The sequence below is a fragment of the Candidatus Margulisiibacteriota bacterium genome, from assembly GCA_028706105.1.
Taxonomy (GTDB): domain Bacteria; phylum Margulisbacteria; class Riflemargulisbacteria; order GWF2-35-9; family DYQY01; genus DYQY01.
In genome coordinates this window covers 20,241-27,516 of the sequence record JAQWCF010000022.1, presented here as the reverse complement: position 1 = coordinate 27,516, position 7,276 = coordinate 20,241, and the positions used below count along the sequence as shown (strand labels likewise).

Below are 7,276 nucleotides of genomic sequence, written 5' to 3'. Positions count from 1 at the left end.
ATGCCCCATTTAACTCTTTTTATCTAGTCTCCTTTTTATTTCTATTATCTTTTTGAAATATTCCTTGCCCATGCTAAGCAGCTTTTTTACCCTTAAATCAGGGATACCATGTTTAGGTATACACACAAATGTAGGAGTTATTGTAAGTTATTAGCTAAATCAATGAAACTTTCTACTGAGAGTTGTTGACCTCTGACATTTTCTTGTATTTGTAATTTCGCAAAAACGGGCAGTATCTCTTCTTTTTTGAATTTAAGGTATGGTCCTTTTACAAGACAGTTCATCAGCGTTTTTCTTTTTCCCCAGAAGGCATTTTTCACAATCTTATTATAAATATCAATATTATTTATTTTAGAAGTAAACTCTGTGGTTGGAATTATTTCTATATAACTGGAATCAACTTTTGGTTGAGGTACAAAGCAAGAGGCAGACACGTTAAATAATCTGCTGCACTTTGCTCTAGTTTGACAGAAAATAGAAAACGAACTGTAATCCTTAGTTCCATGTTGGGCTATAACTCTGTCAGCCATTTCTTTTTGAATAAGCAAATAAACTCCTATTATGTTAGGCAAAGCAAGACATTTAGCTATGATTGGGCTGGTTATGTTGTAGGGGATGTTTGCTACAACAAGGTAAGGTTTATCAAAGTTAATTTCAGCTGTTAAAAAATCTTCTAAAAGTAATTCTAAATTGTTAAATTCGCCTAGTCTTTCTTTTGCTTCATTAAAAGCCATTTCATCTATCTCATAGCTTTTGATTTGTTCTTGGGTATGACTTACAAGCTCTATGGTTAAGTTTCCGTTACCAGTACCAATCTCTAGAATAGGGTGATGATTAGGTACATTACGTAAGAGTTTTTTGACAATGTTTTTATCAGTTAGGAAATTTTGTCCTAAAGATTTCTTGAATCTATCCATTGCTACTCAGTTTCATGGCTAAGAGTATAGCATTTTTCATGCTGTTGTGGTTGGCAATGTTTTTGGTAGCAATATCAAAAGCAGTTCCGTGGTCAGGCGAGGTTCTAATAAAGGGTAATCCGAGGGTAATATTAACGGCATCATGAAAATGAATTAGCTTCAGTGGGGCAAGTGCTTGGTCATGATACATGCTAACAATCATGTCAATATTTTTATCATGAAAAGATTTATAGAAGATTGTGTCAGCGGGGTAAGGTCCAAGAGCGTTAATTCCTAATTTCTGTGCTTGAAGTATTGCCGGAGAAATAAACTTTTTTTCTTCATCACCAAGAAGCTCTTCTTCTCCAGCATGTGGATTGAGACCACAAACACCTATTGTCGGTTTCTGTTTGCCTAGTTGCTTTAAAAACGCATCAGCAAGTACAATTTTATCTAAAATTATATCTGTGGATAAGTTTGTGGATATTTTGTTAATAGGTAGATGCGTTGTTACTAGAATAACTTTTAAATCTTCTGTATAAAAGGCCATGGCAAACTTATTCGCATTGCTTTTCTTTGCTAGAAACTCAGTATGACCTTTTTCTTGGATTCCTGCTTTAGCCCAAGCGTCTTTGTTGATTGGTGCTGTAACAATAGCAGAAACTTTTTTGTTTAAGGCAAGGTCAACGGCAGTATCAACAAAGGAGAAGGCCCACTTTCCAGAGATTGTGGATAACTTTCCTTTTTCTATGTGGATAAGTTCATTGTTAGTTGCATCTAAAATAGTAAATTTAGTATTTATTTTGTAATCATTAAAAGTAGAGATAGTTTTTACAGTATTTATGTCGATAGTTGTATTGGATTTTAATTCTTTTTTAAGAATATTCTCTGGTCCAATCATAAGATAATTAAAGCTTGAATCCTTTATTGCAGGCTCATTCAGAGCTTTGGTAATCACCTCTGGACCTATGCCAGAAACATCACCACAAGTTATAGCTATTAAATTGTTCATATGTCTATTTTACAACCAATAATTTTTAGAGTATACTAATGCTTTAGTGTTTGAACATAATAACTTATTAGGACTTAAATATCTATCAGCTACGGAGATCAAGGAAATCCTTGAACAAGCTACTTTCTTTAAACAACTCTTTAACCGACCCGTAAAACAAGTACCCACTTTAAAAAACAAAACTTTAGTTTCTTTATTTTATGAAAACAGCACCCGCACAAAGGGTAGTTTTGATATGGCAATTAAAATGTTAGGCGCTGGTTCTTTGAACTTCGCTGTCAGCAATAGCAGTGTTAGCAAAGGTGAAACATTAGTAGATACAGTTAAAAATTTAGCGTCTATGGGTGTAGACGGAATCATTGTTAGGCACTCAATGGCTGGTGTCCCTGAGATGATTGCTAATAATATTAATATTCCAGTGATTAATGCGGGCGATGGGTTTAATGAACACCCAACACAAGCCTTACTTGATATGTTTACGATGATTGAGCAAAAAGGGTATATTGAAGGAAAGAAAGTTACCATTATTGGTGATATTAAACATAGTAGAGTTGTGAGGTCTAATATTTGGGGACTCTCGAAGCTTGGCGCAGAAGTTACAGTTTGTGGCCCAGCTTCACTTATTCCTCATGGCATAGAGCAAATGGGCTGTAGAGTTGTACATAACGTAGACGATGCTATTAAGGATGCTGACTTTATTAATGTTCTTCGTATCCAATTTGAAAGACAGCGAAGCAATTATTTCCCATCTGTTAGAGAATATTATCATGAGTATGGCATTACTCCAGCAAGAGTAAAAAGAGCAAAAGAAGACGTTCTGATAATGCATCCAGGTCCAATGAATCGTGGAGTTGAAATAAGCACCGAAGTTGCAGATGGTCCATATAATGTTATATTGGAACAAGTAAGCAATGGAGTAGCTGTTAGAATGGCTGTTCTTTATTTACTATTAGCAAGGAGAAGCGAGTTATGACGATACTTTTAAAGAATGCCCAGATAGTTAATATAGGTTCAGTAGAACAAAAGGACATCCTGATAGATAACAAGGGGCGTGTTGCGAATATTTCTCAAAACATAAATGATGCTGCTGATGCTGTTTATGATTTGAGTGGTAAATATATTTTCCCTGGTTTTATTGATTTACATGTTCATTTGAGAGAACCAGGTAATGAAGAAAAAGAAACCCTTTCCACTGGTTTAAAAGCTGCTGTTTTTGGAGGATATACTGCTGTTTGCACTATGCCTAACACAGAACCAGTTATAGATAATAAGTTTTTGATTAAGTTTTTAAAGGATAGAGCTTGGGAAGTTAGTATGGCAAAACTGTATCCTACGGGAAGTATTACTAAGGGATTGAAAGGTCAAGAAATAAGCGAATATGCTTCAATGATTAGAAATGGTGCTGTCGCTTTCACTGATGACGGGTTACCTGTTGCCAACATGTCTACTTTAAGAAAAGCTTTAGAGTATTTAAGTATTTACGATAAACCATTGTTTTTACATTGTGAAGACATAGAACTAGCAGAAGGTGGTTCTATGAATGAGGGTAATATTTCTACTAAGATAGGATTGCCTGGAATTCATCGTGCAGCTGAAGAGTCCGCTATTTCGCAAGCTATTGAGTTAGCAAAATATTTTGGAAAAATACATATAGCACATGTTAGTACAAAAGGGTCTGTGGATATCCTTAGATTTGCCAAACAAAGGGGCATAAAGGTGACTGCTGAAACAGCACCTCATTATTTTGTCCTTACTGAAGACGCTGTGGAAGGATACAACACTAATGCAAAAATGAATCCTCCGTTAAGAACAGAGGAAGACCGAAAGGCTATCATCGAAGGATTAAGAGATGGAACAATCGATGTAATTGCTACTGACCATGCTCCACACACAACAGATGACAAGAATAAAGAGTTCAATTTAGCTTCGTTTGGAATTATTGGTCTGGAGACTGCAATTATGTTAATTATGAATACGCTATATCATGAAGAAGGGTTTTCGTTGGAGAAAATATGTTCTCTTTGTTCGACAAATCCGGCAAAAATTATAGATGTTAGTTCTGGAAAGATAGCTAAAGGAGAGCTTGCTGATTTTACAGTAATAGATTCTAACCTTAGTTGGAGCGTAACAGAACAAATGTTTCATTCAAAAAGCAAAAACTCACCCTTTGTTGGTTTTACTGGCAAAGGAAGAGCCGTTATGACAATAGTCGATGGTAAAGTAGTTTGGAAGGAGAAAAACATTGGTTAAGGCAATTTTAGTTTTAGAGGATGGCAGATTTTTTTTGGGAGAAAGTTTTGGTGCGGAAGGCGAAGTTGTCGGCGAAGTTGTTTTTAACACAAGCATGGCTGGTTATCAGGAAATCCTTACAGACCCATCAAGCAAATATCAAATACTTACAATGACGTATCCAGTGATTGGAAACTATGGAGTTAATGATGAAGATGTTGAGTCGGATAAAGTTCAAGTTAGTGGATTTGTGGTTAAAGAGTACAGTAAAACATATTCTAATTTTCGAGCAAAAATGTCTTTAGGTGATTATTTAAAGAAACAAAAAACAATAGCAATTGAGGGAATAGACACAAGAGCTTTAACCAGGCATTTGCGAGATAATGGCACCCAAATGGGCATTATTTCTACAAAAGAGTTTGATGTTGAAAAGTTAGTTTCCAAGATAAAGAAGGTTCCGGGTATGGAAGGAACGGATTTAGTTAAAGATGTTACAACTAAAAAGGTTTATAGCTTTACGGAAAAAAGCATGAAGGAATATGCTGTTTATGCTAATACAGAAGCAAAGGATAATTTTCATGTTGTTGTGTATGATTTTGGTGCAAAGACTAGCAGTCTTAGAGCATTAGTGGATAGAGGATGCAAGGTAACGGTTGTTCCTGCAACAATGTCGTATAAACAATTACTTGATACGTATTCTCCTGATGGAGTTCTTTTATCCAACGGACCAGGCGATCCTACTGCCGTGACTTATGCCATTGAAAACATCAGAGGACTCCTGAACGCTGAGGTTCCTTTGTTTGGTGCGTGTTTAGGTCATTTGTTGTTAGGGTTAGCTTTAGGGGCAGAAACTTATAAGCTTAAGTTTGGTCACAGAGGGAGCCAGCCTGTTAAAAATTTAAAAAAAGATAAAACGGAGATTGCTTCTCATAACCATGGCTTTGCTATTAAACCAGATAGTATGCCAAAGAACGTTGAAGTTACTCATCTCAATTTAAACGATCAAACAGTTGCAGGAATTAGGGTTAAAGGTAAAGCTGTTTTTTCTGTCCAGTATCATCCGGAAGCCTCCTCAGGTCCACATGATAGTGATTATTTATTCGATGCATTTATTGAATCAATGAGAATATGACGTATGAACTGTCACTGAGCTGGTTACTTCTTCGGTCACTGAGGCTCTCGAAGTGTCGAAGGGTGAGCTTATTTATATGAACTTTCTTACAGTAACAGAGTTTACAAGATATCTAAAAGAATTAATCAAGGTAGATCCTATCTTAGACGATGTCTGGGTCAAAGGTGAGGTCTCCAATTTAAAAGAATATAAAATGGGTAACCAAATATATTTTACTTTGAAGGATAAAGATGCCCAGTTAAGTTGTGTTATGTTTCAAACGTCTGTTCTTAACTTTAACTTAGAAGAGAATATGCAGATTTTAGCCAGAGGAAAAGTTGCCATTTATGATAAGAGAGGGACTTATTCCCTGCATGTTAAGTACTTGGAGCCTTCTGGCATAGGCGCATTGGCAATTGCGTTTGAGCAATTGAAGCGGAAGCTTGAGGCTGAAGGATTATTTCAGACAGAGTACAAGAAAGCTATTCCTAAATTCCCTAAAAGAGTTGCAGTTTTATCATCACCTAGCGGTGCTGCCTTGCATGATGTTATTTCAACAATAAGGTCAAGGAACAAAGCCGTAGAAATAGTTATTGTCTCTACTGTTGTACAAGGAGATAAAGCGGGTGACAGTATTGCCAAGAACATAAAAATTACGGATGAGTTTAGCCATTCCGATGTTATTATCCTGGCTCGAGGTGGTGGCAGTATAGAAGAGTTGTGGGGCTTTAATGAAGAAGTTGTGGCGAGAGCTATTTTTGCTTGCAAGACACCTATCATTAGTGCAGTAGGGCATGAAGTAGATTATACTATCTCTGACTTTGTTGCAGATGCACGAGCAGCTACTCCAACTGCTGCTGGTGTTATGGTGTCCTTACCAAGAGAAGAGTATCTTCAAAACTTTATTAATATTAAGGAGAGGCTGAAGCAACTGCTGTTAAATAAAGTACAAGAGAAGCAAATGGACTTAGCTGACTTAAACTTTTCTTTAGAGCAAAAAATCAAGAATGTATTTGTTTTTAGAAAACAACAAATTGAACTTTTGTCTGCCAAGCTTAAGGCGCTAGACCCTTCTTCTTATGCAAAGCGAGGGTTTGCCATTGTTCGAAAGGCTGGCAAAATAGTCACCTCTGTTAATCAGCTTACTTTAGGTGATAGAATAGTACTTAGTTACATGGATGGTAGCAAAGAAGCTACGATTGTTTAAGAATATATTATAAAATCCAGATGCTTTTCTTTATTTATAAATGGGAATTACTGAAAGCCGTAACGATAAATTGACTAGCAAGTTTATAAAAGGAGTGATGTATTATGTCTTTAATTAATAATAGTTCAACTAATAATGTTCCAAGTGTTTCAGGTTATGTTAAGCCTGTAGATACTAATAAAGTTACAAGTAGCGGGAATCAACAACTTGGAAGTTTTGGACTCCCTCAGTCACCTTATCAATTAAATATTATGGATGTTCTTCTGAGTGTTGGTAGACCAAAAAATACTCAACATTATTTTATTGGTAGAGATAGTAAAGGGGACATATTAATAGTTGTTGATAATCCATATAAAGCAGCTGGTTATGTTCCTAAAGTTTATGCTAATGATAATGTAGAATATACAAATACTAGTGATGTCAGTAGTATGACAGAAAATGCTTATCCAGGAATAGAAACAGATTCTTTTAAAGACAATAATAATGGGACGGTGACGGTTACCTTGCCTAGCGAGAGAGAGTTAACTAATATAGGAGTTGTTTCTTCTCCTGACTTATCTTCTCCATTTACTAAACGTAATGACGCAGTTATTTCTTACGCATTTAGAAAGTATTCAGCAACGCTTCCTAAGCTGGCTTCAGATAAGGAATTTTATAAATTTAGCTTTGATCCTTCTATTAATGCAAATCAACATGTTATTTGTTTAAAGAATAGTGCATTTGTTAACCCAAACACGGTTAAAGTTAGATTAGTAGTGCCAGAGCCAGAATAGATTAAGTATTTTAAATGAATACTATTAACATTTGAGTGGTATATATTG

7 protein-coding genes are annotated in these 7,276 nt (G+C 35.7%); 5 read left to right on the top strand and 2 right to left on the bottom strand.

Features of this window, described 5'->3' with window-relative positions; translation table 11 throughout:
* Window positions 1-137 precede the first annotated feature (137 nt).
* Window positions 138-917, bottom strand: a complete 780-nt coding sequence (gene rsmA / locus PHF25_03730; protein ID MDD4527132.1) for a 16S rRNA (adenine(1518)-N(6)/adenine(1519)-N(6))-dimethyltransferase RsmA — start codon at window positions 915-917, stop codon at window positions 138-140.
* A complete protein-coding gene (gene pdxA / locus PHF25_03725; protein MDD4527131.1) occupies window positions 910-1,908 on the bottom strand; it encodes a 4-hydroxythreonine-4-phosphate dehydrogenase PdxA in 999 nt (332 codons plus the stop codon). The genes rsmA and pdxA overlap by 8 nt, the downstream gene beginning before the upstream one ends.
* 46 nt (window positions 1,909-1,954) lie before the next feature.
* Here pdxA and PHF25_03720 point away from each other — a divergent pair, with 46 nt between their 5' ends.
* The 5 genes from PHF25_03720 to PHF25_03700 all read left to right on the top strand — a co-directional run bounded on the left by PHF25_03720 (window position 1,955) and on the right by PHF25_03700 (window position 7,228).
* Entirely contained in the window at window positions 1,955-2,881 is a 927-nt protein-coding gene (locus PHF25_03720; protein ID MDD4527130.1) for an aspartate carbamoyltransferase catalytic subunit, read from the top strand.
* Window positions 2,878-4,158 carry a dihydroorotase gene (locus PHF25_03715; protein ID MDD4527129.1) on the top strand — a complete coding sequence of 427 codons (1,281 nt, stop codon included), beginning with the start codon at window positions 2,878-2,880 and terminating at the stop codon, window positions 4,156-4,158. Before PHF25_03720 ends, PHF25_03715 begins: the two co-directional genes overlap by 4 nt.
* Window positions 4,151-5,269 (top strand): glutamine-hydrolyzing carbamoyl-phosphate synthase small subunit, encoded by a 1,119-nt coding sequence (gene carA, locus PHF25_03710; protein MDD4527128.1) that lies wholly within the window; start codon window positions 4,151-4,153, stop codon window positions 5,267-5,269. Before PHF25_03715 ends, carA begins: the two co-directional genes overlap by 8 nt.
* A gap of 76 nt (window positions 5,270-5,345) precedes the next feature.
* Window positions 5,346-6,455: an exodeoxyribonuclease VII large subunit gene (xseA, locus tag PHF25_03705; GenBank protein ID MDD4527127.1), complete on the top strand. Its 1,110-nt coding sequence runs from the start codon at window positions 5,346-5,348 to the stop codon at window positions 6,453-6,455.
* 104 nt (window positions 6,456-6,559) lie between these two features.
* Entirely contained in the window at window positions 6,560-7,228 is a 669-nt protein-coding gene (locus tag PHF25_03700; protein ID MDD4527126.1) for a hypothetical protein, read from the top strand.
* Window positions 7,229-7,276: the final 48 nt, after the last annotated feature.

Bases quoted from the DNA above. Each gene is read 5' to 3' on its own strand.
- rsmA (MDD4527132.1), bottom strand. From the start codon at position 917: ATGGATAGATTCAAGAAATCTTTAGGACAAAATTTCCTAACTGATAAA.
- pdxA (MDD4527131.1), bottom strand. From the start codon at position 1,908: ATGAACAATTTAATAGCTATAACTTGTGGTGATGTTTCTGGCATAGGT.
- PHF25_03715 (MDD4527129.1), top strand. From the start codon at position 2,878: ATGACGATACTTTTAAAGAATGCCCAGATAGTTAATATAGGTTCAGTA.
- xseA (MDD4527127.1), top strand. From the start codon at position 5,346: ATGAACTTTCTTACAGTAACAGAGTTTACAAGATATCTAAAAGAATTA.
- PHF25_03700 (MDD4527126.1), top strand. From the start codon at position 6,560: ATGTCTTTAATTAATAATAGTTCAACTAATAATGTTCCAAGTGTTTCA.